The sequence below is a fragment of the Streptomyces sp. SP17BM10 genome, from assembly GCF_036322405.1.
Classification (GTDB): domain Bacteria; phylum Actinomycetota; class Actinomycetes; order Streptomycetales; family Streptomycetaceae; genus Kitasatospora.
On the sequence record NZ_JAQYXB010000675.1, the window covers coordinates 134,586 to 159,878 of the forward strand.

Annotated in this window: 26 protein-coding genes; 13 read left to right on the plus strand and 13 right to left on the minus strand. The window is 74.8% G+C overall.

Annotated features, from left to right (window positions below; all coding sequences use genetic code 11):
* Positions 1-172 precede the first annotated feature (172 nt).
* A complete protein-coding gene (locus PUR71_RS36375) occupies positions 173-1,105 on the minus strand; it encodes a LysR family transcriptional regulator (protein WP_329931522.1) in 933 nt (310 codons plus the stop codon).
* Between the two features lie 146 nt (positions 1,106-1,251).
* On the opposite strand from PUR71_RS36375, the gene PUR71_RS36380 reads away from it, so the two are divergent.
* Both PUR71_RS36380 and PUR71_RS36385 read left to right on the plus strand, forming a co-directional pair.
* Entirely contained in the window at positions 1,252-2,526 is a 1,275-nt protein-coding gene (locus PUR71_RS36380) for an MFS transporter (RefSeq protein WP_329931523.1), read from the plus strand.
* A gap of 150 nt (positions 2,527-2,676) precedes the next feature.
* Entirely contained in the window at positions 2,677-3,411 is a 735-nt protein-coding gene (locus PUR71_RS36385) for a DUF4097 family beta strand repeat-containing protein (RefSeq protein WP_329931524.1), read from the plus strand.
* On the opposite strand, the gene PUR71_RS36390 is transcribed toward PUR71_RS36385, so the two are convergent.
* Both PUR71_RS36390 and PUR71_RS36395 read right to left on the minus strand, forming a co-directional pair.
* Positions 3,392-3,517: a hypothetical protein gene (locus tag PUR71_RS36390; protein ID WP_329931525.1), complete on the minus strand. Its 126-nt coding sequence runs from the start codon at positions 3,515-3,517 to the stop codon at positions 3,392-3,394. The genes PUR71_RS36385 and PUR71_RS36390 overlap by 20 nt on opposite strands.
* A gap of 30 nt (positions 3,518-3,547) precedes the next feature.
* The gene (locus PUR71_RS36395; protein WP_329931526.1) at positions 3,548-4,675 is read right to left on the minus strand and encodes a helix-turn-helix transcriptional regulator; all 1,128 of its coding nucleotides are present in this window, start codon (positions 4,673-4,675) and stop codon (positions 3,548-3,550) included.
* Positions 4,676-4,833: 158 nt separating this feature from the next.
* On the opposite strand from PUR71_RS36395, the gene PUR71_RS36400 reads away from it, so the two are divergent.
* Positions 4,834-5,538 (plus strand): VC0807 family protein, encoded by a 705-nt coding sequence (locus tag PUR71_RS36400; RefSeq protein ID WP_329931527.1) that lies wholly within the window; start codon positions 4,834-4,836, stop codon positions 5,536-5,538.
* Here PUR71_RS36400 and PUR71_RS36405 read toward each other — a convergent pair.
* Positions 5,528-6,352 (minus strand): NUDIX domain-containing protein, encoded by an 825-nt coding sequence (locus tag PUR71_RS36405; protein ID WP_329931528.1) that lies wholly within the window; start codon positions 6,350-6,352, stop codon positions 5,528-5,530. The genes PUR71_RS36400 and PUR71_RS36405 overlap by 11 nt on opposite strands.
* 42 nt (positions 6,353-6,394) lie before the next feature.
* Between PUR71_RS36405 and PUR71_RS36410 the strand changes: the two genes are divergently transcribed.
* Positions 6,395-6,703, plus strand: coding sequence for a hypothetical protein (locus PUR71_RS36410; protein ID WP_329931529.1), 309 nt, complete (start codon positions 6,395-6,397; stop codon positions 6,701-6,703).
* 40 nt (positions 6,704-6,743) lie between these two features.
* Here PUR71_RS36410 and PUR71_RS36415 read toward each other — a convergent pair whose 3' ends face one another.
* Complete coding sequence (locus PUR71_RS36415; RefSeq protein WP_329931530.1) at positions 6,744-7,388, minus strand: hypothetical protein; 645 nt, start codon at positions 7,386-7,388, stop codon at positions 6,744-6,746.
* A gap of 168 nt (positions 7,389-7,556) precedes the next feature.
* Here PUR71_RS36415 and PUR71_RS36420 point away from each other — a divergent pair, with 168 nt between their 5' ends.
* From PUR71_RS36420 to PUR71_RS36435, 4 genes are all read left to right on the plus strand, one after another.
* Positions 7,557-9,005, plus strand: a complete 1,449-nt coding sequence (locus PUR71_RS36420; protein WP_329931531.1) for a DUF2079 domain-containing protein — start codon at positions 7,557-7,559, stop codon at positions 9,003-9,005.
* Positions 9,006-9,101: 96 nt separating this feature from the next.
* Positions 9,102-9,509, plus strand: a complete 408-nt coding sequence (locus tag PUR71_RS36425) for a GntR family transcriptional regulator (RefSeq protein ID WP_329931532.1) — start codon at positions 9,102-9,104, stop codon at positions 9,507-9,509.
* Between the two features lie 39 nt (positions 9,510-9,548).
* Positions 9,549-10,460 (plus strand): ABC transporter ATP-binding protein, encoded by a 912-nt coding sequence (locus tag PUR71_RS36430; RefSeq protein ID WP_443077713.1) that lies wholly within the window; start codon positions 9,549-9,551, stop codon positions 10,458-10,460.
* The gene (locus PUR71_RS36435; protein ID WP_329931534.1) at positions 10,457-11,452 is read left to right on the plus strand and encodes a hypothetical protein; all 996 of its coding nucleotides are present in this window, start codon (positions 10,457-10,459) and stop codon (positions 11,450-11,452) included. Before PUR71_RS36430 ends, PUR71_RS36435 begins: the two co-directional genes overlap by 4 nt.
* A gap of 205 nt (positions 11,453-11,657) precedes the next feature.
* Here the strand turns inward: PUR71_RS36435 and PUR71_RS36440 are convergent, their stop codons facing one another.
* The 3 genes from PUR71_RS36440 to PUR71_RS36450 all read right to left on the minus strand — a co-directional run bounded on the left by PUR71_RS36440 (position 11,658) and on the right by PUR71_RS36450 (position 16,074).
* Entirely contained in the window at positions 11,658-12,338 is a 681-nt protein-coding gene (locus PUR71_RS36440) for a response regulator transcription factor (protein WP_329931535.1), read from the minus strand.
* Positions 12,335-13,696: a sensor histidine kinase gene (locus tag PUR71_RS36445; protein ID WP_329931536.1), complete on the minus strand. Its 1,362-nt coding sequence runs from the start codon at positions 13,694-13,696 to the stop codon at positions 12,335-12,337. The genes PUR71_RS36440 and PUR71_RS36445 overlap by 4 nt, the downstream gene beginning before the upstream one ends.
* A gap of 155 nt (positions 13,697-13,851) precedes the next feature.
* On the minus strand, positions 13,852-16,074 hold the full coding sequence (locus tag PUR71_RS36450) for an MMPL family transporter (RefSeq protein ID WP_329931537.1): 2,223 nt from the start codon (positions 16,072-16,074) through the stop codon (positions 13,852-13,854).
* A 398-nt stretch (positions 16,075-16,472) separates the two neighbouring features.
* Here PUR71_RS36450 and PUR71_RS36455 point away from each other — a divergent pair, with 398 nt between their 5' ends.
* The 3 genes from PUR71_RS36455 (at position 16,473) to PUR71_RS36465 (ending at position 19,693) form a co-directional block, all read left to right on the plus strand.
* Complete coding sequence (locus tag PUR71_RS36455) at positions 16,473-17,594, plus strand: DegT/DnrJ/EryC1/StrS family aminotransferase (protein ID WP_329931538.1); 1,122 nt, start codon at positions 16,473-16,475, stop codon at positions 17,592-17,594.
* A 73-nt stretch (positions 17,595-17,667) separates the two neighbouring features.
* Entirely contained in the window at positions 17,668-18,603 is a 936-nt protein-coding gene (locus tag PUR71_RS36460; RefSeq protein ID WP_329931539.1) for an NAD-dependent epimerase/dehydratase family protein, read from the plus strand.
* A gap of 10 nt (positions 18,604-18,613) precedes the next feature.
* A complete protein-coding gene (locus PUR71_RS36465) occupies positions 18,614-19,693 on the plus strand; it encodes an MGDG synthase family glycosyltransferase (RefSeq protein WP_329931540.1) in 1,080 nt (359 codons plus the stop codon).
* Positions 19,694-19,712: 19 nt separating this feature from the next.
* On the opposite strand, the gene PUR71_RS36470 is transcribed toward PUR71_RS36465, so the two are convergent.
* The 5 genes from PUR71_RS36470 to PUR71_RS36490 form a co-directional block, all read right to left on the minus strand.
* Complete coding sequence (locus PUR71_RS36470; protein WP_329931541.1) at positions 19,713-20,039, minus strand: deoxyxylulose-5-phosphate synthase; 327 nt, start codon at positions 20,037-20,039, stop codon at positions 19,713-19,715.
* A gap of 9 nt (positions 20,040-20,048) precedes the next feature.
* Positions 20,049-20,825: a polysaccharide deacetylase family protein gene (locus tag PUR71_RS36475; protein ID WP_329931542.1), complete on the minus strand. Its 777-nt coding sequence runs from the start codon at positions 20,823-20,825 to the stop codon at positions 20,049-20,051.
* Positions 20,822-21,556, minus strand: a complete 735-nt coding sequence (locus PUR71_RS36480) for an SDR family NAD(P)-dependent oxidoreductase (protein WP_329931543.1) — start codon at positions 21,554-21,556, stop codon at positions 20,822-20,824. Before PUR71_RS36480 ends, PUR71_RS36475 begins: the two co-directional genes overlap by 4 nt.
* Before the next feature lie 171 nt (positions 21,557-21,727).
* Positions 21,728-22,615, minus strand: a complete 888-nt coding sequence (locus tag PUR71_RS36485; protein ID WP_329931544.1) for a hypothetical protein — start codon at positions 22,613-22,615, stop codon at positions 21,728-21,730.
* A 109-nt stretch (positions 22,616-22,724) separates the two neighbouring features.
* Positions 22,725-23,528: an SAM-dependent methyltransferase gene (locus PUR71_RS36490; protein ID WP_329931545.1), complete on the minus strand. Its 804-nt coding sequence runs from the start codon at positions 23,526-23,528 to the stop codon at positions 22,725-22,727.
* A 259-nt stretch (positions 23,529-23,787) separates the two neighbouring features.
* Between PUR71_RS36490 and PUR71_RS36495 the strand changes: the two genes are divergently transcribed.
* Positions 23,788-24,372 carry an RNA polymerase sigma factor gene (locus PUR71_RS36495; RefSeq protein WP_329931546.1) on the plus strand — a complete coding sequence of 195 codons (585 nt, stop codon included), beginning with the start codon at positions 23,788-23,790 and terminating at the stop codon, positions 24,370-24,372.
* Positions 24,373-24,500: 128 nt separating this feature from the next.
* Positions 24,501-25,139: a hypothetical protein gene (locus PUR71_RS36500; RefSeq protein ID WP_329931547.1), complete on the plus strand. Its 639-nt coding sequence runs from the start codon at positions 24,501-24,503 to the stop codon at positions 25,137-25,139.
* Positions 25,140-25,293 lie beyond the last annotated feature (154 nt).

Below are 25,293 nucleotides of genomic sequence, written 5' to 3' on the forward strand. Positions count from 1 at the left end.
GACTCCCATCCTCCGCCGGAAGCCCCGGGCGCGCCCGACGAACGACTCGCTCACCCGCGCGGGTGACAGCGGGTGCGTATGGGGGCGACGCGGCCGACCGCTGCGGAGGGCCGGGACGAGGACCTACGCCGGCCGCCACGCCCCGGGCCGCCGGCGGCGGCTCGGGCGCCCGTCAACGCCGGGCCCAGTCCGGGGCCCAGGTGGGGCCCTCGGGTCGGGCGTCCGGGATGGCGGCGAGGTGGGCGCGCAGGGTCCGCAGGGCGGGGTGCGGGTTGTCGCGGTGCAGGAGCAGCGAGTGCGGGTAGACCGGGACCGGGTCGTGCACCGGGACGCGCCGCAGGTCGTGACCGGCGGGCCAGACCAGGCGGGTGCGGGCGCCGGCGAGGGTGGCCAGGCCCGGGGTGTCGGCGATGACGTCGAGCAGCGCGTCGGAGCCGAAGTTGGGGCCGGTGCCCTCGATCGTGAGCCCGAACGCGGCGCAGAGGTCGTCGTAGTAGGCGCCCCACTCGGTGCCGGGCGCGCTGCCGGGGATCCAGATGCGGTGGCCGGCGAGCCCGGCGAGCGTCACCGAGCGGGCGTTCGCGAGGGCGTGGCCGGGGCCGGTCAGCAGGTCGTGGGGCTCGTCGAGGACGTGCGCCGTGGCGATCTCCCCGGGCAGTTCCCGGCCGGGCGCGAGGACGGCGCGGAAGGAGGCGTCGATCGTCCCGGCCAGGAGCGCGGCGACGGCGTCGTCGGCGGTGTGCAGGTGCACCACGTCGAGCTCGACGCCCGGGTGCGCGCGGTGGAAGTCCCGCAGCAGTCCGGACGGGGCGATCCGGGAGGCGATCACGTCCACGCGCAGCGCGCGGCTGCCCGGCCGCACCGAGGCGGCGGCCCGCTCCGCGACGCGCAGGAGCTCGCGGGCGTGGGGCAGGAACGCCTGTCCGTCGATGGTCAGTTCGGCGCCGCGCGGGGTCCGGTGGAACAGTCGCACCCCGAGGTCCTGCTCCAGCGCGGCGACCCGCTTCGAGACGGCCTGCTGGGTGACCGCCAGCTCGATGGCGGTGTCCTGGAAGCTGCCCGCCGCGGCGGCGGCCACGAACGTGCGTACGGCGTTGAGGTCCATGCCGCGAAGCCTAGGGGCACAACGGACGGTTGTGCGGTGGCGGGCCCGTGGTTGTTTGATCCGTGGTGGAGCGGGCCGGTTTGATGATTCCGGTCGCCATTCGGTTGTACCGCCGATGGTTTTCGGTCCGAGAGGGGTGGGCGGGGATGTGGGGCGGGAAGTCCTCGGGCGGGCGGTTCTCGGGCGGGCGGTCGTTGGGGCGGCCGTTCGGCTGGCTCTGGGCGGCGTACGGCACGAGCGCGATGGGCACCCGGCTGGCGTTCGGGGCGTTCCCCTTCCTCACCGTCCACCTGCTGCACGCCGGAGCGTCGGCCGTCGCCGTGCTCGCGGCGGCGGGTGCGGCGGTCGGCGCGGTGGTGGCCGTGCCGCTCGGGCCATGGGTGGAGTTCCGGCGCAAGCGGCCGGTCATGATCGGGATGGACCTGCTCCGCTGCGCGGCGCTCCTGACCATCCCCGCCGCCTACGCGCTCGGGTGGCTCGGCTTCGGCCAGCTGCTGGTGGTGGCGGTGGTCGTCGCGGCGGCGGACATCACCTTCGGGGCGGCGTCCGGCGCGTACCTCAAGAGCATCGTCGCGCCGGAGGAGCTGCTGGCCGCCAACGCCCGCTTCGAGTCGACGACGTGGACGACGACCGTCCTCGGGCCGCCGCTCGGCGGCGCGGCCGTCGGACTGCTCGGCCCGGTCGCGACCGTCGCCGCGGACGCGGTCAGCTACCTGCTCTCGGCCGTCGGCATCCGGGCCGTCGGGGGCCGGGAGGCGCGGCCCCCGCGCGACGGCTCCGCACGGCTGCGGGCCGGTGACCTGCTCCAGGGCTGGCGGTTCGTGCTGGCCGACCGGGAGCTGCGGCCCCTGTTCCTGAACACCGTCCTGGTGAACGCCCTGGTCATGGCCACCGAGCCGGTGCTGACCGTCCTGCTGCTCGGACCGCTCGGGTTCCCGGCGTGGCAGTACGGCCTCACCTTCGCCGTCCCGTGCCTGGGCGGGCTGATCGGCTCCCGGCTGTCCGGGCCGCTGGTCGCCCGGTTCGGGCGGCGCCGGGTGCTGCTCGTCTCCGGGGCGCTGCGGGCGTGCTGGCTGCCGGGGCTGGTCCTCGTCGGTCCCGGCGTGCCCGGGATGCTGCTGGTGATGGCCGTCGAGTTCGGGATGATCCTGTGCATCGGGGTGTTCAACCCGGTGTACGCCACCCACCGGCTGGAGCGGGTCGCGCCGGACCGGGCCGCCCGCGTGCTCACCGCGTGGTCGGTGAGCGCCAAAGCCGCGACGGCCGTGCTCACCGCGCTGTGGGGCGTACTCGCCGGGCTGACGGGGCCCCGCGCAGCGCTCGGTCTGGCCGGGTTGTGCCTGCTCGCGACGCCGCTGCTGCTCCCGCGGGGCGAGCGGGCGCCGGGGCCGGTCCCGCAGTCGGCGGCTCCGGGAGGGTGAGCACCCCGGCCGGTCGGCGGCATGGGGTCTGAGTACCGGTCGGATGGTGGTGCCTGCTCCAGGGGAATCGGGGAGCTGGCCCTATCGCCCCGGGCTCGGCACCACAACTACCGTCCCTCGTGTACGGATTTCGCACGCAGGGGGTTGGACATGGGGTCGCTGCACCGGTACGTCGGGGCGGTCGTGGTCGCCGGGGCGGCCGCGCTCGCCGTCGCGGTCCTCGGGGGCTGCTCGCCGGCGAAGAGCAGCTTCCAGGACGACGCGACGGTCTCCGACCGGATCACCGCCGTCCAACTGGACACCGACGCGGGGAACGTCACCGTCGAGGGCAAGCCGGGAGCCACGCAGGTGTCGGTCCACCGGCTCGTCGAGTACCGGCACGACAAACCCGAGGGCACCACGCGGGTGCGGAACGGCACGCTGGTGCTCGGCGGCTGCGGGGACGACTGCTCGGTCAGCTACACGGTCGAGGCTCCGGCCGGGCTGCCGATCAGCGGCGGGACGTCGGCCGGGGAGATCCGGCTCTCCCGGGTCGGCGAGGTCGCCGTGCACACGAACGCAGGGGGCATCACGCTCGACGACGTCGGCGGGCCGGTGGACGTCCACACCTCCAGCGGCGGCATCGTGGGCACCACGCTGCGCGGCGAGCGGATCCAGGCCCGCACCAGCAACGGAGACATCCGGCTCACCCCGGCCACCGCGCAGGACATCACGGCCACGACGTCCAACGGCGCCATCACGCTGACGGTCCCGGCCGCCGCCTACCACGTGACCACATCGACGAACCACGGGACCATACGCGTCGGGGTCGGGGACGACCCGGACGGGCGTTACCGGCTGGACCTCAGCACGTCCAACGGCGACATCACCGCGGCGGCGGGCTGAGGCTCCCTCCGGCGCCCATCGGCTCCCATCGGCGCCAGGAACCTCCCCAGGCGGCGAGGAACTCCTCGACCAGGCCGACGAACCGCTCCGGCTCCTGCGCCCACATCCGGCGGCCCGCCTTCGGAGCCGGCCGCGCTCACAGCCAGCCGCGCTCCTTGGCGCGGAGGCCGGCCTCGAAGCGGCTGCGCGCGCCGAGGCGGGCCATCAGGGCGGCGGTGTTGCGGCGGACGGTGCGGACGGAGAGGGCCAGCCGGTTGGCCACGGCCTCGTCGGTCAGGCCCTGACTGAGGAGGTCGAGCAGACCGCGCTCGTGGCGGGTGAGTTCGTCGCCGCGCGAGCCCGGCCCGGCCTCTCCCCCGGCGGCGCCGGCCGCGCCGTCGGCGGCGACCAGCGGTTCGGCCGTCTCCCAAACGGCCTCGAACAGGGCCCGCAGCGCGGCGACCACGCCGGGGGCGGTGACCAGGACGGCGTCCAGGCAGTCCGGGTCCAGTGTCGCCGGGACGATCGCCGCCGCCCGGTCGAAGACCAGCATCCGGCGCAACGGCGTGGCCGGGACGGTGCGGATCTCGGCGCCGTGCGCGGTCAGGACCCTGGCGTAGGCGAGGCTCGGCTCGTGCCGACGCACGCTGTCCGGGTACACCGAACGCATCCGGATGCCGCGCGCGAGGCCATCGAGGTTGAGCCCCAGCGCGTTGGTGGTCGCGACGGCGCCGCTGGTCCGGGTCTGGAACGAGATCGTCTCGAACAGGTTCCCGCGGGCGAGCTGTTCGATCCGGGCGACGACGGTGTCCTGGCCGATCAGCCGCTCGGTGTCGCGCTGGCGGATGCCCGGTTCGGCGATGGCGTACTCGGTGAGGAGCCGGGTGACGGTCGTCCGGGTGCGGTCGAACTCCGCCTGCTGGGCGAGCAGTCGGGCCTCCTGGCGGGCCAGCAGCGCTCGCAGGCCCTCGCTGGGGTCGGCGAGGCACAGCGGGCCGGGCTCCGCCTGGCCCGCGCAGGCGGCGGGTTCGGTCTTCCGCGCGGCGGGCGCCTCGGTGGGCAGCGCGTCAGGCGGGGCGACCGACTGCCCGGTGGCCGGTTCCGGCCGCCTTCGGACGGACGGACGGAGCAGCCCCGCGGCGACGAGCCGCTCCAGTGCGTCACCGACCTGTCCGGCCGTCAGGCCCAGACGCGTGGCGATCTCGGCGTGGTGCGTCACGCCCTCGCCCAGCATCAGTCCGTACACGGCCCCCGCGTCACGCCCGAGGCCCAAGCCCTCGTACACCCTCTGGCCTCCCCCGATGTCCCCGCTGGCGCGATCCTGCCACTGGCCGGATGCTGCCCGCCGGTGATCTTCCCACAGGCCGCCGCGGGCCGTCAGACTCTCGTCCGCCGCCAACCGCACCCCGGCGCGGCACGCCCGAAAGCCGTAGGAGGAAGTCCATGTCCCAGCCCGCCGCAAGCCCCGCCCGCCGGCCCGGAGGCGCCGTCCGAGTGCTGCTGGACTGGGGGCCGACGGTGCTGTTCAACATCCTCGCTCCGGTGCTGACGTTCAACGCGCTCAGTGGGCACGCGATGTCGGACGTCAACGCCCTGCTGATCTCCTCGGCCTGGCCGGTCGCCGACCTCGGCGTGTACTTCCTGCTGCACCGCAGGCTCGACGAGTTCGGGATCTTCACCCTGGTCACGCTCGTCCTCGGGGCGCTCAGCGCACTCGCCTACAACACCACCGAGCTGATCTTCGTCAAGGACTCCGCCCTGACCGGTCTGATCGGCCTCGGCTTCCTCGCCACGCTGTTCGCGCCGCGCCCGGCGATGTTCTACTTCGGCCGCAAGTTCGCGGCCGGCGGCACCGCCGAGGGCGTCGAGCGCTGGAACGGCCTGTGGGTGCACGAGGGCTTCCGGCGGGGCCAGCGGCTGCTGACCGTCATCTGGGGCGTCGCGTTCGTCGTGGAGTCGGCGCTGCGGATCGCGCTGACCTACGTCCTCTCGACCGAGGCCATGGTCACCGTGAGCAGCGTCATGCCGTGGGTGTTCCTCGGCGGCCTGATCTTCTTCACCATCACCTGGGGCCGCCGCCGCCAGGCCCGGATGCAGCAGACCCTGGGTCTGTCGGACGACCGGATGGCCGGCGCGCCTACCGCCTGAGCCGCTCGGCCGCCGGGGCGCGGTGGCGCCCGGCGTGGTTCCCGGCGGGGTTCCGGACGTGGTTCTCGGCATCGTGCTCGGCGTACCGGCGGAGCACCGGGTGGAGGTAGTCGACCTGCGGCCCGGCCAGTGCGGCGGCCTCCTCGGGTGTGGCGACGAGGGCCATCCCGTCGAACTCCGGCTCGACGCCGCGCGACCGCTCGTCGGCGACCATCGCCTCGAAGTCCTCGCGCAGCGCGGCGGCCGGGCGCGGCGGGGCCAGGTAGAGGACGCCGACGTTGCCGTTGGTCGTGTGGACGACGGTCCACCGGCGCAGGGCCCCGGGGTCCGTGTCGCCGCCCGTCTCCTCGAGGAGTTCACGGGCGGCGTGACGCTGGAGGGCCGGCTCGTCGAGGAGGTCGTCGCCGGTCGGCGGTTCGACGTTGCCACCTGGCAGGCCCCAGCGGCCGGGGTGGGCGGTCGGCCCCGCCATCCGGCCCACCAGCACCCGGCCGTCGTCGGCCGGCTGGACGACGGCGACGAACAGGGCCGGCAGCCAGCCGGTCGCGCCGGGCACCCGGCGCAGGACGAACTGCCGGTAGGTGGTGCGGGCCCAGCCGAGTTCGAGGTCCTGCGGACCGTCCGGCCGCAGCCCCGCGCAGACGGCGACCGGGCCGTCGAAGAACGTCGGATTGGTCCGCACCGCCTCGGCCCAGGCGCGGTCCATCGCCCTCCGTTCCTCCGGCGTGAGGTCGGGGGCGGCGGTCTCGACGAGGCGGATCGCGGCGGGCGCCAGGATCTCGACCTCAGCGGGGGCGGGCTGTCGTTCGGTCACGCGGCACATGCTGGCACAGGCCGTGCCACCAGGCCGAACCCGATGCGCAGCGCCCGCGGCCGATCACCGCCACCGCTGACCCCGCCCATGCCCGGCGACCTGCGCATCCCCTCCGTCGTCGCTTCGCGGTTGTCCCTCCGGCTGGAAGCCGACGACGACCTCGGCCACCGCTACACCGGCACGGGCGGCGCCCACGGGCTGAGCGCCGACGGGCTGCGCACGGAGGGGACGGTCTCCGGGCAGCCCGCCGTCGCGGCGGAGGCCGCGGAGCTCAGGGTGCGGCTGGTCTTCCGCCGCGGCCCGGAGGAGTGCGCCGACCAGCTCGCCTTCCCGCTCCCGCCGCAGGCCTGAACGGCCCAGACCCGATCCTGCCGACCGCCCACAAGCGACATCAGAGCGCGACTTGGGTCTCGGCTCGCTCGCGGATGTACTCGTCCGGGTGCGTTCTGGCGATCTGCACCGCGCGCTCCACGAGCGGGTGCAGCTCGGTCGGGTAGGCGCGCGGGACGAGCGGCAGCCCCGGGAGGATGCTGCGGCGCACGTCCTGGTCCTCGTTGGCGACGAACTCCCGCAGCGCGGCCTCGTGCCACGCGTCGCGCACGCTCGCGCCGTCGTCCGGGTCGGTCCAGCGGTCGCCGGCCGACAGCGCCGTCCAGTACCAGGCCCGCGCCGCGCCCGCGCGCTCCTCGTCCGTGCCGGTCTTCAGCCGGAGGAGCAGCGCCATCCGGACGCGGCGCCGGCCGAAGGCCGTCAGGGCGGGCTCGACGAACCGCCGGTTGAAACTCGGGTTCGGGTCGTAGACCGCGGCGTCGATCAGCGCCTCGAAGTGCTCCTCGGGGAGTTCGGCCCGTCCGGCGAGCGCCTTGTGGACCTCCCAGCGCCCCGCGTCGGTGAAGTGCGCCCCCGGCGCGACCTCGATGGCGAGCAGTCGGAGCAGATCGGCCAGACGTTCCTCGAACGCGCGTGATCCGCGCCTCGTCGCCCTTGGCCACGGCCGGAGACCCCGCACCTCGCCCGCCGTTTCGTTCGCTTCCACGAGCCCCTCCTCATTCTGAGTCACCGGAACACTACTCGCTGCACATCCGTTCGGAGGGCGTTTTCGCGCAGGCCGGAGGCCCGATCGGCGTCGCCGGACCGGGATTGACGGACTCTCGCCCCTTCCATCACCCTTCCACTAATCGAATAGTGAAAGGGTACTTTGCCGATGCACGCGCTCCTCCCGCCCGCAAACCCAGTCCACCCCGCTCCCCAGCCGTTCCCCGGCCTCCTCGCCCGGCGGCTCGCCGTCCTGCGCCGACCGGCAGCCCTCGCCTGGGGGCTGGCCGCCGGCTTCGCCGCCCTCTACGCCTGCGTCGGTGTCAACCGGCACCGGCGCGGCCTCACCAAGGCCTACGACCTGGGCATCTTCGAGCAGGCCATCCGCGCCTACGCCCACGACCGGGCACCGATCGTGCCCCTCAAGGGGCCGGGCTACCACCTGCTCGGCGACCACTTCCACCCACTGATCGCCACCCTTGCCCCGTTCTACCGGGCCTTCCCCACCCCGATCACGCTGATCGCCGCCCAGGCGCTGCTCATGGCCCTGGCCGTCGTCCCGCTCACCCGCTGGGCGTACGACGTGGCCGGACCACGCGTGGCCCTCGCCATCGGCTGCGCCACCGGGGCCTCCTGGGGGATCGTCCGGGCGGCGGCCGACGACTTCCACGAGATCGCCTTCGCCGTCCCGCTGCTCGCCTTCGCCGTCACCGCGCTCGGCCGGCGCCGGCCGCTGGCCGCCGCGCTGTGGTCGCTGCCACTCCTGCTGGTCAAGGAGGACCTTGGGCTGACCGTCGCCGCCGTCGGCGCCCTCATCGCCTGGCAGGCCCGGCAGGACCGCCGCAGCCCGGCGCCGGGCCTGGCCCTCGCGGTGACCGGCCTCGCCGCGACCGCCCTCACCGTGCTCGTCGTCCTGCCGTCGTTCAACCCCACCGGCGGCTTCGACTACTGGCAGCAGGTGGACGGCGGCGGACACCCCTCGGCCGGAACGATGGCCGCACGGCTGGTCTGGCCCCCGGTCAAGTGGCTGCTGCTGTTCCTGCTCGCCGCCACCGCCGGATTCCTCGGCCTGCGCTCACCGCTCGCCCTGCTCTGCGCACCCACCCTCGCCTGGCGCCTGCTGTCGGCCAACCCGAACTACTGGGGTGTCAGCTACCACTACAGCGCGGTGCTGATGCCGATCGCCTTCGGCGCCCTCATCGATGTCGCCCGGCGGAGCGACCGCCGCCGGATCCGGCGCGCGCTCGCCGTCAGCGCCCTGGTGACGGCCGCGACGCTGCCGCTCTACCCGCTGCACGAGGTCGTGATGCCCGAGGCCTGGCGCACCTCGCCGCGCCTCACCGAGACCCGCGCGATGCTGGACCTGATACCCGACGACGCCACCGTCGCCTCCTCCAACCGACTGGCGGCACAGCTCACCGACCGGACGACCGTCACCCTGGTCTGCCGGCCGCCGGACGGCCAAGGCCCCGAGTGGGTCGCCGTCGACCTGCACGACCCGACCGTGCAGTCCCCGTGCGCCATCGACGCCACGCGCCACATGGTGACGGAGTACCGGGAGCGGGGGTACCGGCCGCTGATCGACCGGGACGGCCTGCTCCTGCTCAGGCGGCCCTGACCGGCCGACGGCCTCGAGGGCCCCGGGTCCGGCTTGACCCGCACGCCGCGGTGGGCCACCATTCCACTATTGAACTAGTGAAAGGCCGCAACGGGTGTGATCGAGTACCGCATCGAGCGGCGCAGCGGCGTGTCCACGTACCAACAGATCGTGCAGCAGACCAAACAGGCCCTGCGGTTGGGCCTGCTGCAGCCCGGGGACAAGCTGCCGACCGCCCGCGAGGTGGTCGAGCTGACCGCGATCAACCCCAACACCGTGCTGAAGGCCTACCGCGAACTCGAACGCGAGGGCCTGGTCGAGCCCCGGCCGGGGCTCGGCACCTTCGTCCGGCGCTCGCTCGCCCGGCCGGAGGCGGCCGCCGACGGTCCGCTGCGCGCCGACCTGGTCGGCTGGGTGGACCGCGCCCGGGAGGCCGGGCTGGAACGCGAGGACATCGCCGCGCTGATGGCATCCGTTCTGGAGCAGCGCTTCGACACCGGGGTCTCCCCGGCGCCACCGACCTGAGAACTACCTGTGGGGGACCGGGTGAACGACCCGACGAACATGCCGCCGGCCGAAACGGCCCTCGACACGACGGCACTGGAGGCCACGGGCCTCGGCAAGCAGTACAAGGGGGAATGGGCCCTGCGCGGCTGCGACTTCACCGTCCCGGCCGGCCGGATCTGCGGGGTGGTCGGCCCCAACGGCGCGGGCAAGAGCACCCTGCTCGGCCTCGCCGCCCGCCTGGTCGGCCCGACCGAGGGCGAGCTTCGGGTCTTCGGGGAGCCCGGCTCCACGGCCGAACTGCGCGCCCGCGTCTCGTACGTGGCGCAGGACAAGCCCCTCTACCCGGGCTTCACGGTGGCCGAGACGCTGCGGATGGGCCGCGAGCTCAACCCCGCCTGGGACGACGAGGTGGCCCACCGGATCGTCGAACAGGGCGAGTTGAGGATGCGGGCGCGGATCGGCTCGCTCTCCGGCGGCCAGCGCACCCGGGTCTCGCTGGCGCTCGCCCTCGGCAAGGCGCCCGACCTGCTGCTCCTCGACGAGCCGATGGCCGACCTCGACCCGCTCGCCCGCCACCAGCTCATGGGCACGCTCATGGCCGAAGCCGCCGACCGCGGCACCACCATCGTGCTCTCCTCGCACATCCTCCCCGAACTCGACGGCGTCATCGACCACTTGCTGCTCGTGCAGCGCGGGCGGATCCGGCTGGCCGGCGACCTGGAGGAGATCCTGGACGGGCACCAGCTGCTCACCGGTCCCGCCGAAGCGCCCGCCCCGCCGGCCGGGGTCCTGGTCGAACGGCGCGTCGGCGGCCGCCAGGCCACCGCGCTCGTGCGCACCGACGCCCCGCCGGACGGACCGTGGGAGGGCGAGCGGCCGAGCCTGGAGGACCTGCTGCTCTGCTACCTCCGCTCCCCCGCAGCCGCACAGCCGTCTTCCCCCGCCCGGAACAGCGAGGTCGCCGCATGAGCACGAACGTCCTGCCCGACCACACCGTCGCGTCCGCGGACCGGCACCGGGCCTCCGGGCGAGTGCGCGGGGTGGCCTGGGTGGTGCTCCGCCAGAACCGCTTCCTCCTGCGGACGATGGCCGTCCTGCTGGCCCTCGCGGCCGTCGACCTGCTCTGGATCCACATCGCCAGCCAGCACACCATCGGTGTCCTGCGCCGGACCGGCTGCTACAGCGCCGAGAGCTGGAGCAGCACCCAGTGCTACACCCTGCTCGCGCCGATCAGCCGGCCGACCTTCTGGTTCACCGAGGTGCTCCAGCCCGTCGTCACGGCGATCCCGCTCCTGGTCGGCGTCTTCATCGGCGCGCCGATGATCGCCCAGGAGCACGAGCGCGGGACGATCCGCCTCATCCGGGCGCAGTCCGTGCACCCACTGCGCTGGCTGGCGGCCCGGCTCGCGGTGCCCGGCCTCGCCGTGCTGGCCACGACCGGCGTCGTCGCCGCGCTGATGAGCTGGGTGTGGTGGACGGACATCGTCCACGGCCCCTACGCCTTCGACCCGCCGTTCCAGTCCTTCACCTACCCCGCGCTCGGGCTCGCTCCGGTGGCCTGGTCCCTGTTCGCCCTCGCGGTGGGCGTGCTGCTCGGCCAGGTGCTGCGCCGGACGCTGCCCGCGATGTTCGTCACGGCGGCCGTGCTCGGGGCCGCCTTCGGCGTGATGAGCTGGGCCCGCCGCTACCTCTACCCGCTCACGGACAAGGTGGTGCCGCTGGACGAGGCGCAGCCGACCAACGCGTGGCTGATCGACCGCGGCGCCGTCATGGCCGACGGCACCCGGGTCGGCGGCGACACGTGCCTGTTCGGGAGCCACGCCTGTGACGGGGCGACCGCCTCCTGGATCACGTACCACCCCGCCGCCGACCTCGTCCCGGTCCAGCTCGTGGAGGCCGGGATCCTGCTGGTGCTCGCCGCCGCCGCGCTGGCGGCCGTCTTCCGGCTGGCCCGGAAGTAGGTGCCCGAGGCGCGGGCCCAGCCCGTCGTGTTGGAGGACGACTCGTAGCCGTGGCGCGTGTTGCGCTCCCACTCGCCGCCGGTGACACGGTGGTAGACGGCGTCCGGGACGTACAGCAGGGGCTCGCCCCAGAGGCCGTCCGGACCCACGGGGCCTCGTTCATGCCGCACAGCACGGCCGACGGCAGTGACACCCAGGGCGACGCTCAGGCCGGGCGGCCGGGCGGGACGAGGCCGGACTGGTAGGCGATCGCGACGAGTTGGGCGCGGTCGCGGGCGTCGAGCTTGGACATCGCGCGGTGCACGTGGGTGCGGACCGTGAACGGGCTCACGTACATGCGCTCGGCGATCTCCTCGTTGGTCAGGCCGGTGGCGGCCATCGACATCACCTCGCGCTCGCGGGCGGTGAGGACGGCGAGGCGCTCGGCGGTGACGGCGGCGGAGGCGGCCGGGTCGGGCTGGGCGAGGAACTGGTCGATGACGGCCCGGGTGGCGGCGGGCGAGAGCAGGGCGTCGCCGGCGGCGACGGTGCGGACGGCGGCGAGGAGTTCCTTCGGGTCGGCGCCCTTGCCGAGGAAGCCGCCCGCGCCCGCGCGCAGCGCCTGGGCCACGTACTCGTCGATCTCGAAGGTCGTGAGGATGAGCACCCGGGTGCCGGCCAGTTCCTCGTCGCCGCAGATCGCCGCCGTCGCGCCGAGGCCGTCGGCGCCGGGCATGCGGATGTCCATCAGGACGATGTCGGGCTTGGTGGCGCGGGCGAGCTCCACCGCCTCGCGGCCGTCGGCGGCCTCGCCCACGACCTCCATGTCGTCCTCGGCGTCGATGAGGACGCGGAAGGCGCCGCGCAGCAGGGCCTGGTCGTCGGCGAGCAGGACGCGGATGGTCATGGGCGCTCCCTGTCGGGTCGGGCGCTGTCCCGTCGGACGCCGTCGCACCATTGGGCGACGCGGCGGGCGGCGTCGGGGCAGCCGGTGTCGGGGCGAGCGACGTCGAGGCGGGTCGCTTCGGAACGGACGGCATCGGGGCGGGCGGCCTCGGGGCCCGGGTCGCGGGCACCGGTGCGCAGCGGGAGTTCGGCGGTGACGAGGAAGCCGCCGCCGGGGCGGGGGTCGGCGGCGAGACGGCCGCCGACGGCGCCGGCGCGCTCGCGCATGCCGATGAGGCCGAAGCCGCCCTCGCCGGGGAGCTGGCTGGGCAGCAGCACGGCCCGGCGGGCGGCGACCGGCGGCGGACCGCCGTTGGCGACGGTCAGGGCGACCCGGCTCTCGGTGTACCCGATGGTGACCTCGGCGCCGGCGCCGCTCGCGTGCTTGGCGACGTTGGTCAGGCACTCCTGGAGGATCCGGTACGCGGTGAGGTCGACGCCGGGCGACAGCGGCCTGGCCTCGCCCCGGACGCTGAGCCGCACCGGCAGCCCGGCCCGCTCGAAGGCGTTGACGAGGTCGGGGAGGCGGTCGAGGCCGGGGGTGGGTTCGAGCGGGGCCGGCTCCTCGGCGCGGCGCAGCAGGCCGACGGTGGCGCGCAGCTCCTGGAGGGCGGAGCCGGTGGCGTCGGTGATGTGGCTGAGGACCTCGCGGGCCTGGGCGGGGTGGCGGTCCATGAGGTGGACGGCGATGCCGGCCTGGGCGTTGGCGAGGGCGATGTGGTGGGCGACGACGTCGTGGAGGTCGCGGGCGATCCTGATGCGCTCGTCGGCGACGCGGCGGCGGGCCTCCTCCTCGCGGGTGCGCTCGGCGCGTTCGGCGCGCTCCTCGATGGCGGCGAGGTGGGCGCGGCGGTTGCGGATGGAGTCGCCGAGGGCGCCGGGCAGCAGCGCCCACGCGAGGACGCCCAGCCGCTCGCCGAGGTGGCCGCCGGCGTCGACGGCCAGCGAGGTCGCGGTGAGCACGACGGCGGTGACGATGGAGGCGCGCAGCGCGGTGGTGCGGTCGGTGCGGACGGCGAGGAAGTACAGCGCGCAGAGCAGCGGGGTGGCGAGGGCGGGGGTGAGCTTGGGGGTGGTCAGCGTCAGGAGCATGGAGCAGACCAGCGTGAACACGACCACGGCGCCCGGGTGACGGCGGTGGGCGAAGACGGCGAGGGCGGAGACCAGCCCGATCACCCCGGTGAGCGGGTCGAGACCGTGGAACTGGCCGCTCTGGTCGACCGTGGCGCCGAAGGCGGTGGAGGCGACGAGAGCGGCGCCCCCGACGACGTCCAGCAGTCGGGGGTGGTTCTGGCGCAGGCGCTGCCAGGTGGTGGTCATGGGTGCTCTCCGGGTCGCGGGTCGGGGGCCGTCGGCGCGAGCGGCGGTGCGCTCGGCGGCGGCCCCCGACTGCAACGGTAATCGGTGGGCGTTCGAATAGGTGACCGTGGAATCCGTGATCGTGACCCCGGCCGCCGTTCGAATCGGTGACGACGCTAGACGCCGACGGGCTCCCGGGCCGGGGCCGGTTCGGGAGCGGCATCGTGCAGCTGGCTGCCCTCGACGTCGACGTCCGGTATGAGGCGGTCCAGCCACGTCGGCAGCCACCAGGCGCGGCGGCCGAGCAGGGCGAGGACCGCCGGGACGATCGTCATGCGGACCACGAAGGCGTCGAACGCGACGGCGGCGGCGAGGCCGAGGCCCATCATCTTGATCATCGGTTCGCTCATGCCGATGAAGCCCGCGAAGACGGCGATCATGATGAAGGCGGCGGCGGTGACCACCCGGGCGTTGTGCCGGAAGCCGGTGACGATGGCCTCGTCCGGCTGCTCGCCGTGCACGTAGCCCTCGCGGATGCGGGTGACCAGGAACACCTCGTAGTCCATGGCGAGGCCGAAGACCACACCGATCATGAAGATCGGCATCATGCTCATCACCGGCCCGGTCTGCTGGACGCCGATCAGATCGGCGAGCCAGCCCCACTGGAAGACGGCGACGACGGCGCCGAGCGCGGCGGCCACCGAGAGCAGGAAGCCGAGCGCCGCCTTGAGCGGGACGAGGACGGAGCGGAAGACCACCAGGAGCAGGAGCACGGCCAGGCCGACGACGATCGCGAGGTAGGGCACGAGCGCGTCGGTGAGCTTCTGCGACACGTCGATGTTCATCGCCGTGGTGCCGCTGACCAGGACGCGGGCCCCGGTCTCGGTCTTGAGGCCGGCCGCGTGGCCGCGGATGGCATGCACGATGTCCTTGGTCTCGGCGGCGGCCGGGCCGGTGGCCGGGATCGCGTTGAGCAGGGCCGTGTCGCCGGCCTTGTTGAACATCGGCGGGGTGACGGTGATGACGCCCGGCAGCCCGGAGACCGTCTTGGCGACCTCACTCGCGGCGGCCTTCGGGTCTGGCGAGCCCTTGGCGTCGACCAGGACCGTCAGCGGGCCGTTGAAGCCTGGGCCGAAGCCCTCGGAGAGCAGGTCGTAGGCGCGGCGCTGGGTGGTGGAGGTCGGCTTGGCCTCGTCGCCCGGCAGGCCGAGCCGCAGGTCGAGCGCGGGCGCGGCCAGCACGCCGAGGCCGATCACACCGCCGAGCAGCACGGCGACCGGTCGGCGCAGCACGAACCGGGCCCAGCGGGCGCCGCCGTTCTCCTCGCCGGAGGCGGACGCGGTGGCCCGGGCGGCGCCCTCGCCGTTCCCGGCGGCCTTGCGGACCTTGCGCGGCAGCACCCGTTTGCCGATGAAGCCCAGCAGGGCGGGCACCAGGGTGAGCGCGACCAGGACGGCGATGACGACCGTGCCGGCGGCGGCCATGCCCATCTTGGCGAGGATCGGGATGCCGACCACCGAGAGCCCGGCCAGCGCGATCACCACGGTGAGGCCCGCGAACACCACCGCGGAGCCGGCCGTGCCGACCGCCCGGCCCGCCGCGTCCTGCGGGGTGCGGCCCTCGGCGAGCTCGGCCCGGTACCGGGAGACGATGAACACGGCGTAGTCGATGCCGACCGCGAGGCCGAGCATCATCGCGAGCGTGCCGGTGGTGCTGGACAGGCCCAGCACGCTGCCGAGCGCGGTGATCAGCGCCATGCCGAGGCCGACGCCGACCACGGCGGTGAGCAACGGCAGCCCGGCGGCGACGAGCGAGCCGAAGGTGATCGTCAGGACGACCGCGGACAGGGCCATCCCGATGGCCTCGCTACTGCCGCCCGCCTCGGGCTTGGCCGTCAGGGCGGTGCCGCCGACCTCGACCTTGAGCCCGGCCTCCCGGCCGTGCTGGGCGGCCTGCTCCAGGGCGTCGGTGGCGCCGGCGGACAGCTTGCCCGCCTTGACGGAGTAGTTCACCGTCGCGTACGCGGTGGTGCCGTCCTTGGAGATCGTCCCGGCCTTGAACGGGCTGACCGCGCCGGTGACCTCCTCGGCGTGCGCGAGCTCGGCGACCGTCTTCTCGACTGCCTGCTGGTGCGGCGCGGCGGTGATCTTCTGCCCGGAGGGGGCGACGAACACCACGCGGGCGGACGCGCCGTCGGCGTGGCCGCCGGGGAAGCGCTCGTTCATCAGGTCGAAGGCCTTCTGGGCCTCCGTGCCGGGCATCGCGAAGCCGTCGTCCGGCGCGGCGGGCGCCTTGGCCGCGAGGACCCCGCCGACGGCCAGCAGGGCGACCCACAGGAGGGTCACCAGCCGGCGCCGGACGAAGGCCCGTCGGCCCAGGCGGTAGAGGAACGTGGCCACGGGAGAGCGGCCTCCTTCGGATCTCGGTCTTCGACCTGGTGCGGAACGCGCCGCGAGGGGGCCGCACGCCTCCCGGCGCGTCCTCCCGCAGCGTGAACCATCCTTGGCCGCGGTCCCCTCCTCCGTCGTCATCCCTGCGCAGACACTTCCCGTACTGCGTACGCAGTAGGGCGCCTCCCCGAACGGCGGAGCGCACGCTCTCCTCCCGAAGCAGTCCCGGGTTCTTCGGAGCGCGTACCCGGCGTCACCGTCCGGGACGGACGTCACCCGTGCGGGGGCGACAACGGGCCGGGCGCGGGCCGCCGAAGTAGCGTGATGTGCCTGGCCCGGCCGTCTGCGACGCCCGGACCGACCCCACCCGATCGGTGCTGATCCCAGCCCGCCGCCGGAGGTGCCCCATGGGCGTACCCGCCGCCCGCATCGTGTTCGACGAGAGCGACCGCACGGCCGTCGCGGAGGCGGTGGCGGAGATCCTCGCCACCGGTGCGATGACGCTCGGCCCCTGGACCGAGCGCTTCGAGCAGGCCTTCGCGGCCGAGCACGGCGCCTCGCACGCCGTCGCGGTGTCCAGCGGCACCTCGGCGCTGGAGATCGTCCTGCGCACCGTCGGCGTGCGGGACCGCGACGTGGTCGTGCCCGCCGTCACCTTCTACGCCACGGCCGGCGCCGTGCTGCACGCGGGCGGCCGCCCGGTGATCGCCGACGTCGACCCGGCCACCCTCGCGCTCTCCCCCGAGACCCTCGCCGCGGCCCTCACCCCGGATACGGCAGCCGTCGTACTCGTCCACATCGGCGGGCTGATCACTCCGGCCGTCGACGAGCTGCGCGCGCTGTGCAACGGGCACGGCGTCCCGCTGATCGAGGACGCCGCGCACGCCCACGGCAGCAGCCTGGGCGGGCGGGCCGCCGGGTCGTTCGGGCTCGCCGGGGCGTTCTCGTTCTACCCGACCAAGGTCACCACGAGCGGCGAGGGCGGCATGATCCTCACCGAGTCGCCGGACCTGCGCGACGAGGCCCGGATCTACCGTGACCAGGGCAAGGGCTCGTTCAGCACCAACCACCACGTCCTGCCGGGCTACTCCTGGCGGATCAGCGAGCTCAACGCCGCCGTCGGCGCCGTCCACCTGCGTCGGCTCAAGGAGTTCATCGAGACCCGCCGGGCCGTCGCCCGCCGCTACGACGAGGCGCTGGCCGGACTGGACGGGCTGGAGCCGGTCGTCGAACCGGTCGGCTGCCGCAGCAACTACTACAAGTACGTGGTGCTGCTGCCGCGCGGTGTCGACCGGGCCGACTTCAAGCGGATCGCCGCCGAGGAGCACGGCGTGCGGCTCTCCGGCGAGGTGTACGACCTGCCGCTCCACCTCCAACCGGTGCTCTCCCCCTACCGGCGCGGCCCGCTGCCCGCCGCCGAGGACGTGTGCGCGCGGCAGATCTGCCTGCCGGTGCACTCCGACATGACCGTGGACGAGACCGAGCAGGTCGTGGACGCCGTCTCGGCGGTCCTGCGACGGCTGGCCTGACCGCGGCCACCACGACCCGCCACCCGACAGTTCGCCCGACAACCCGACAGACCGCCCGACAAGGAGAGAGCCCGTGCGGATAGCCGTCACCGGGGGATGCGGATTCATCGGCTCGCACGTCGTGGACCGGCTGGTCGCGGCCGGGCACGACGTCCTCGCGATCGACACCGCCGACAAGTACCTCAACCCCGAGGCCGAGCACGCCCGGATCGACGTCCTCGACCTGCCCGGCCTCACCGCCGCGCTGGCCGGCAGCGAGGTCGTCTACCACCTGGCCGCGATGGCCGACGTCGACCAGATCCGCACCGACCCGCTGCGCGCCGTCCGCGTCAACATCGACGGCACGGCGACCGTCCTGGAGGCCGCCCGGCGCAGCGGCCTCAGCCGAACCGTGCTCGCCAGCACCGTCTGGGTGTACGGCGCCGCGCTGGGCGCCGAGGACCAACTGGGCGGCGACGAGCAGGAGCTGGACGAGCACGTGCCGATCGAGCTGGAGCGCAGTGGGCACCTGTACGTGGCCACCAAGCTCGCCGCCGAGATGCTCGTGCACAGCTACCGCGAGCTGTACGGCCTGCACTTCACCATCCTGCGCTACGGCATCCCGTACGGGCCGCGGATGCGCGACGAGCTGGTGGTCGCCCGCTTCGTGCAGGCGGCCCTGGCCGGGCGGCCGATCACCATCGCGGGCGACGGCCGGCAGAGCCGCAACTTCGTCTACGTGGAGGACCTGGCCGACGGCCACGTCCGGGCCCTGTCCCCCGCCGCCGAGGACCAGACCTTCGCCCTGGAGGGCTCGACCGCCGTCTCGGTGCGCGACATCGCCGAGACCGTCGACGGGCTGCTCGGGCCGGTGTCCATCGAGCACATCGAGGCCCGCACCGCCGACTACGCGGGCCGGCGGATCTCCTCGGCGCAGGCCAAGCGGCTCCTCGGCTGGTCGCCGCGGACCAACTTCGCCGACGGCGTGCGGCGGTACGCGGACTGGTACCGGGCCTCCCTCGGTTCCTGAGGCGCCGACCGTGCCGCACGCGCTGCTGATCTCCGGCTCGCTCGGCCAGGGCCACGACGTGATGGCCCGGGCCTGCGCCGACACGCTCCGGGAGCGCGGCTGGAGCACCGGGACCGTCGACGCGATGGCGCTGCTCGGCGAGCGCTCCGGCGCGGCCGGGGAGGCGGTGTTCCGGCGACTGCTCGACCTGCCGGGGGTCTACGACGCGTTCCACTTCTCCGCGCTGCGGCCCGGCGCCCGCATCGCGCTGCTCGCCGACGCGGCGGCCCGCTCCCGGTTGGTGCCCGCGCTGCGGGAGCTGACCGCCCGGCAGCGGCCGGACCTGGTCGTGTCGGTGTTCGCCACCGCGACCTCGGCCGTCAACCGGCTGCCGGGGCGGGACTTCAAGCACTTCGTGTTCTGCACCGACGTCACCCCGCACCGGTTGTGGGTGCAGGAGGGGACGGACCTCTTCCTCGTCACCTCCGAGGTCGCCGCGTGCGCGGTGCGGCGCCACCGCCCGGACGCGGACATCGCCGTGCTGCCGGCCCCGCTGCGCGGGCCGTTCTACCGCCCGCCGGGCCGCGCCGAGGCGCGGGCGGAGCTGGGCGTGCCGCCGGACGCCCGGTGCGTGCTCCTCATGTCCGGTTCCTGGGGCCTCGGACCGCTCGCCCGGACCGCCGTCCGCCTCGCGGCCGCCGGGCCGCACGTGCTCGCGGTGGCCGGGCGCAACGCGGAGCTCGAACGGCGGCTGCGGCGGGCCGCCGCCCGCGAACCGCGCCTGCACCCCTTCGGGTACACCGAGCGGATCCCGGCGCTCATGGCCGCGGCCGACCTCGTCGTCACCAGCTCCGGCGACACGTGCAGCGAGGCCCGGGCGCTGGGGCGGCGGATGCTGCTGCTCGACGTCGTCCAGGGGCACGGACGGGACAACCTGCAGCACGAACTGGAGCTCGGCCACGCCGACGTGACGAACGCCCACCCGGCCGACGTCGTCCGCAACGCCCTGGCCGCGCTGACCCGCCCGGAGCCCGCGCCGTCCGTCGGCGCGACGCCGGACGCGTGGCGCGACGGCTTCGGCGCGGCGCTGGAGAAGGCGGGACTGGGGTAAGGCGGTAAGGCCTACGGACTCACGGGAGTTCGCGACGCACCAGCGCCTTGTGGGCCGGCTCGCCCGTCCTTCGCGCGTGCGCGAGGCGGGCCCGGACCTCCGGCAGGGTGCGCGGGCGGTAACCCGGGCCGCCGCAGCAGGTCTTGTGGAAGCCGATCCCCGCGTGGAGCAGCACGGACAGCGTCCGCCAGGCCGCGGTGTCGCGCCGGCGCGGCGCGGCGAAGGCCGAGCCCGCGTGGACCATCGGCTCGGCGCAGCGCGGGCAGAGTCGTTCCAGCGCGCCGTAGGGCTTCTTGTACGTGGCCCGACAGGGCAGGCAGACGTACGAGGTCTTCGCGTGAGCCATGAGCCGAGGCTAGCGGGCGCGCGGGCGGCGGGCCGAGCGATTTACCGGCCGCTCAGGACGGCGGCCGGTCCGGGGCACCGCGTGGTCGCGGAGGGGGCCGAGGGTGAGCGCGTGTGCGCGGCAGTGGGCGGCGATGAGCGGGAGGGCGGCGAGGGTGGCGCGCCAGGAGTCGGGCGCGGAGGTGCAGTCGGAGTCGTGGAGGAGGAGCGTCGCACCGCCGCTGAGGCCCGGGCGGGCGGTCGCGAGGACGGACTCGCCCGTCGCCTCGGCCGTCCAGTCGCGGCCCCAGGCCGTCCACAGGACGCTGCGCAGGCCGAGGCCGCGGGCGGCCAGGGCGGGGCCGGCGGTCAGCACGCCGTACGGCGGCCGGTACCAGAGCGGGCGGGCGCCGCACAGGTCGGTCACCGCCTCCGTGGCGCGCCGGAGTTCGCGCAGGTCGCGGGCCGGGGCCGGGTACCACTGCTGCCGGTGGTGCCAGCCGTGCACGGCCACCTCGTGGCCGCGGGCGACGAGTTCGCGGCCGAGGGCGGGGGCGCGGTCGAGCATCGCGCCGAGGAGGAAGAACGTGGCGCGGACGCCGAGTTCGTCGAGCGCGTCGAGCACGTACGGGGTGCTGCGCGGGTCCGGTCCGTCGTCGAAGGTCAGGGCGACGTGGCCGGGGGTCGTGCCGAACCCGGCGGTGCGGCGGGCCACCGTGCGGCGCAGCGCCGGGAGGCGGACGGCCGCCGGGGCCAGGTGCAGGAACTCGGCGGCGGCCGCGGCCGCGAGGAGGTGGCGGGCCCTCACCCGAAGCGGGACGCCATGCGGCGGAACACGCCCGGCGCGGCGCCGTGGATGCGGGCCGGGACGCCCAGCCAGTGCGGCACGAACAGGCGGTCGCGCTCGGTGCGGATCGTCGCCACGACGGTGTCCGCGACGCGTTCCGCCGGCACCGGGCGCGGGCGGTCGCGCTGGTACGGGGCGCCGCGGCGGTCGAAGAACGGGGTCTCGACCGCGCCCGGCAGCACCAGCCGCACGCCCACCCCGGTGCCGCGCAGCTCGTACCAGAGGCTCTCGGCGAACATCGCGAGGCCGCCCTTGGTGGCGGAGTAACCGGACTCGTCGCGCACGCCGACCTGGCCGGCGATCGAGCCGAGCAGCACGATGCGTCCGTGGCGGCGCTCCAGCATTCCCGGGAGGAGGAGGCGGACGAGCCGCAGGGGGGCGGCGAAGTTGACCTCGATCATCCGGTCGAGGGTGTCGGACGGGGTGTCCTGGAACGCGCCGCGCCATCCCAGGCCGGCGCTCGCGACCAGGACGTCCACCCGGCCCGCCGCCTCCAGGGCGGCCTCGGCGAGGCGGGCCGGGCCGTCGGGCTTGCTCAGGTCCTGGGGCAGGGCGACGCCGCCTGTGCGGGCGGCGAGCTCGTCCAGCCGGGCGCGGTCGGTGCCGGAGAGCAGCGGCCGCCAGCCGGCCTCGGCGAGGCGGGTGGCGGTGGCCAGGCCGATGCCGGAGGACGCGCCGGTGATCAGCACCACGGGGCGTTCGGGCGCCCCCGGGTGTCGGGACCCTCGGTGGGCTTCGTCCGCCATCGCGCACCTGCCGCTCTGCCGTCCTGCGTGGAGGCCGTCCGTTTTGTCCGGCAAGCCACCTTCGCACGGCGACGGCGCGCGGGCGACCGGGAGGGCCGCGGGCCCTGGCCGCGGACCCTAGTGGGGCGGGACCGCCGGTTCCGCCTGCGCGTCGGCCTCGGGGGCGACCGCCTCGGCCGACTCCCCCTCCGGTTCGCCGAACCGGGACAGCACGAACGTGCCGCCCACCGCCACCGCGAAGCCCGCCAGGGCGCACCACTCGAAGCCCGGCCGGGCGGCGTCGCCGAGCGCGGCCACCCCGACCAGGGCCGGGCCGAAGGTCTCGGCGACCGTCCCGGCGGCGGTCGCGGCGGTCACCGTGCCGCGCTGCAGCGCCAGGGCGTACGCGAGGTAGCCGCCGAGGCCGCCCAGAACCAGGGCGTAGGTGGCGGGGTCGGCGAGCACGGACGTCGGCCCGTGCACGTCGAGCACCCGGACGGCGAGGCTGGTCACGCCGAACCCGACACCGGCGAGCAGGCCCAGGCCGGCCGCGGCGACCGTGCCGTCCCGCCGCACGAGGGCGACGGTGAGCAGCACCATGACCACGGTCGTGCCGAGCAGCGCCCAGTGGAACGCGGACGGCGCGGACTCGCGACCCTCCCGGCCCGAGCCCAGAGCGAGCAGCGTCAGGCCGAGGACCACCGCGACGATCCCCGCGAAGTCGCCGCGGCGCAGCCGCGCGCCCAGCAGCCAGACGGCGGCGAGGGCGGTGACGGCGAGGCTCGCGTTGGTGACGGCCTGTACGAGGAAGAGCGGGAGGCTGCGCAGCGCCACGATGCTCAGCACGAAGCCGACGATGTCCAGCAGCGTGCCGAGGGCGAACTGCCACGACCGGACGAGGGCCGCCAGCAGGCCCGCCCGCACCCGGTCCGCGCGCGGCGCCGACCTGGCCCCGCGCGCCTGGAACACCGCCCCGAAGCCGAAGCAGACGGTCGCGACGAGCGCCGTCGAGAGTCCGAGCAGCATGCTTCTCCCAGCCTCGGGGGCAGCATCGATCCACCACCAGTCTGTGACAGGAGGCGCAGAGGCGCACGGTTCGGCGGGGCGGCCGCGCGGTCCGCTCAGGCGCGTCGCCTCACGGTTTCAGGGCCACGCCCGAGTAGCACGCGGCCTCGCTGTCGGTGACGGCCGGGTCGTCGGGGGCCGGGCGCCAGCGGGGGGTGGGGACGACCGTCGGGGCGATCAGGGTCCAGCCGTCGAAGAAGCGGGTGAACTCGGCCCGGGTGCGGGGCTGGCTGGCGGTGCCGGCCGCCGCGTAGACGTGGATCAGCCGGGCGACCTCCTCCGGGGCGAACTCCGGGCTGACGTGCGTCATGACCAGGGCGCTGCCGGGGGCGAGGGCCGCTTTCAGGTGTTCGAGCACCTCGCGCGCGCCGTGCGCGTCCGGGACGAAGTGGAACAGGGCGTTCAGGGACAGCGCGACCGGGCGGGCGAGGTCGAGGGTCTCGCGCAGGCCGGGAGCGGCGAGCAGGCCGACCGGGTCGGTGACGTCGGCCTCGACGTAGGCCGTGCGGCCTTCGGGGGTGCCGGCGAGGAGGGCCTGGGCGTGGGAGAGCACGATCGGGTCGTTGTCGACGTACACGACCCGGGCGCGCGGGTTCACCGCCTGGGCGGTCTCGTGCAGGTTGGGCGAGGTGGGGATGCCGGTGCCGATGTCGAGGAACTGGTCGATGCCGGCCTGCGCGAGGGCGCGGGTCGAGCGGTGGACGAAGGCGCGGTTGGCGCGGGCGGCGGCGCGCAGCCAGGGCGCGATCGCGAGCGCCTGGCCGGCGGCCTCGCGGTCGGCGGCGAAGTTGGTGAAGCCGCCGAGGTAGTAGTCGTACATCCGGGCCGAGTGCGGGACGTTCAGCCGCAGGTCCACCCCGTCGTACCGGTTCATCGCAGTCCCCCCGAATGGCGTCCGGCCGCGTGCGGCCGCGTGCCGCGCGACGTGATCGATTGTTGCCCAGGCTAGCCGGAGGTCAACCGCGACCCCGTCCCGCTCAACCGCGGACACAACCAGGCAGCCATTCCCATGAAATGACAATCTGTATTTGATGTGCGGCCTGGAGTGACGGAGCTGATGGAATGAGGATGGGCGCACACAGCCCGACCCTCGGGTGGCCCGGCGACGGTCGGCGCCACGGAAAGCAGGCTCGATGACGATCGACAGGGGTGGCCGCGAGGCCCTCGCGGTGCCGGGCGAGTCCGTCAACGTCCGGATGGAACTGGCTTATTCGGCGTTCTGCGAGACGCACGAACCCGCCTGGCGCGCCCTCGCGCTCACCCGGATAGGCAACCGCGCCGACGTCACGCTCGTGGTGGAAGCGGTCAAGGAGGACCTCGCCCGGTGCTGGTCCCAGGTGCTGCGGTTCGAGGAGCCCGCCGCGTACGCCTGGCGGCTGGCGAACCGGCACATCGCCGACTGGGTCGCGGGCGAGGAGCCGGTGGCGGTCGAGGCGGTCACGTTCGCGGCCGTGATCGGGGCCTTCAAGCAGGTCGCGAACGGGCTGCTGCACAGCGAGGCGGACGAGGTGCGGCTGTACGCGGCGATCCTCGAACTCCCCGACCGCCAGCGGGACGTGATCATCCTGCGCTACCTGCTCGGCCTGCACGTCAAGGTGATCGGGGCCTACCTGGACCGGCCGGTGGCCACCGTGCACTCCAACCTGCGGCACGCCCGGGAGCGACTGGCGCGGCGGCTCGGCGTGGGCGAACTCCCGGACAGCGGGGGCGAGCAGTGACGCTCCGGCCGCGGCCCGGCCCGGAGCCGGAGCGGCACCGGGCCGAACCGCACCCGCCGGTCGACGGGCCCGGCACCCCCCCGCCCGATGGGGCGCGGAGTGCCGAGGGGGGGCGTGCGCCGCTTCACGTGCCCCGACCCGAACGAGCCCACGCCGAACGGATCGCCGCCCTGCGGCAGGCCCGCCTCACCGCCGGACCGCCCCACCTGCCGACCGAGCACGAGCAGGCCGCCTTCGAGCTGGGCCTCGTGGTGGCCCTGGTGCTGGGCGCGCCGGACGCCTCCCGCGGGCTCGACCTGCTGGTGAACGCGCGCCGCATCCAGCCCGAGGGGGCCGAGGTGTTCGGCGCGCTGCTGTACGCGACCGGGCGGGAGGAGGGCGCCGAGTTCTGGTGGCGCTTCGCCGCCGGCTCCGGCAGCGGCACGGCCGCGTACTGCCTGCACCTGCACCACCTGATGCTCGGCGAGACCGACGACGCGGACTACTGGCGGGCCTGGTCGGACCAGCTCGCCGCGGCCGAACGCACGCGCGGGCCAAGGCCGTTGCGGGTGAGCCGGCCCCTGCTCCCGGACGACGTCCGGCGCGACATCCTCTCCCGCTGCCACCGCGGGCTGGCGCCGCAGCTGCCGCCCGCGCTGGTCGCGGTGATCGACCGGCTGCCCGTGCAGGACGGCGGCGGGGAGCCGCACGCGGTGCCGAGCCCGTGGGAGCTCACCTCGGGGGCGACGGCGGAGTGCTCGTGGGAGTGGGACGACACGCAAGGGTGAGGCGCCGGCCGCCCGTTCCTCCCCCGTTCAGGTGAGCCGGGCGGATGACGCAGGGGTCGGACGAGTCCGACGGGGCGCGCGGCCCGCCCGCACGCTCCGGGAACGACGCGACTTCGGCCCGGCGTTCACGCGTCCCGTCCACGGGTGGTCGGCG